The sequence below is a fragment of the Pseudoteredinibacter isoporae genome (assembly GCF_040372805.1).
GTDB lineage: Bacteria > Pseudomonadota > Gammaproteobacteria > Pseudomonadales > Cellvibrionaceae > Pseudoteredinibacter > Pseudoteredinibacter isoporae_A.
The window spans coordinates 1-704 of record NZ_BAABWJ010000029.1 but is presented as its reverse complement, the minus strand read 5'-3'; the positions used below and the strand labels follow the sequence as shown (position 1 = coordinate 704).

The 704-nt window shown below is 52.3% G+C and carries 1 protein-coding gene; it reads left to right on the top strand.

The features are described from left to right. The coding region (locus ABWW03_RS19920; protein ID WP_353411431.1) for a VCBS domain-containing protein at nt 1–704 on the top strand (704 nt) is incomplete at both ends.

Below are 704 nucleotides of genomic sequence, written 5' to 3'. Positions count from 1 at the left end.
GATGGTGCCGATGCCGCAGAAATTACCGGCGTTGTGGCGGGTACACAAACGGGTGACATTACTGGCGGTGTGAATACCGCCATTGCCGGAACACTTGGTTCCTTAACAATTCAAGCGGACGGTTCTTACACTTACACCCCAGGCGCGGGTGCAGCTGCCTTGGCCGAAGGTGCAACCGCCACCGATACCTTCAGCTACACCTTAAAAGATAACGATGGCAGTTTCTCAACCACGACAGTCACCATTACCGTTACCGGAACCACCGATGGTGCCCCAACCGTAACCATCACCGATAACAACGCCGGCGCTACCGGTGACGAAAGTGTTGTTGAAAACTCAAGCGTGAGCGGTAATTCATTTACGATTAGCACTCCGGATGGCTTGGGATCGTTGAGTATCGCTGGACAGAGCATTAGTGCTGCTGCGCTCAACAATGCTTCAACAACCAACATTGCCATCAATACACCCGAAGGTGTATTGACCATTACCGACTTTAACGCTTCAACCGGTGAGGTCACTTACAGCTATGATCCAAACGGAACATCGAAGGATCATAGTAGTGGTGAAGTCGTCGATAGCCTGGCGGTGATTGTCACGGACAGCGACGGCACCACAGCAAACGGCACGTTGGATATTTTAATTACCGACACGGCGCCGGTTGCCAATGCCGACACAGACACAACCGATGCCGATACCAATGCAAC